We start from the raw sequence: 606 nt of genomic DNA on the forward strand, positions 1-606 counted from the left end.
CAGCAAAAAACCCGTCGCATTACTGCAACGGGTTTCTTTAATAAGGCCCTGACTCGCTACGAAGTAGGATGTTCTCATTTTTTAAATAGAGAGTCACATGGGAGGCCCACACTATCATTGACCGGGGCCGACCCTTCGGCTGTTTTGTTTCACTTCTGAGTTTGGGTGACAAGAAACCGAAGCAGCGCTTCGCAGTTCGGGGAAATGAGCGCATGGATACGTGAAGGGGAGATACTACATGGAAGTACTTTACTTCAAACGCAAAAAAGCCCGACTCTCTCGAATCGGGCTTTCTCTAATAAGGCCCTGACGATGTTCTACTTTCACATGGGAAGCCCACACTATCATCGACGCTGTTTTGTTTCACTTCTGAGTTCGGCATGGGGTCAGGTGGTTCCAAAACGCTATGGTCATCAGGAAATCTGGGTGCAAATGTCTAATGACATCGTGCCTCGCACGAGCATTACATTTGCGCAAGGTGAACCGATTTCGCGATATCGCTGAGGTTGGTCACCTTGTTTAATTCTTAAATCTAGAAAAGCTCTTAAATTTTTTTGTCTACTTCAGTCTATTAACTTCTGTCGCTAAACCACTTTGGCGTTGTAT

Annotated in this window: 1 rRNA gene; it reads right to left on the reverse strand. The window is 45.7% G+C overall.

Annotated features, from left to right (window positions below):
* Positions 1–304: 304 nt before the first annotated feature.
* A 5S ribosomal RNA gene (gene rrf, locus CWC03_RS22905) occupies positions 305–418 on the reverse strand.
* Between the last annotated feature and the right edge of the window lie 188 nt (positions 419–606).

The organism is Pseudoalteromonas sp. S2755 (assembly GCF_005886535.1).
In the GTDB taxonomy this organism is placed as follows: Bacteria; Pseudomonadota; Gammaproteobacteria; order Enterobacterales; family Alteromonadaceae; genus Pseudoalteromonas.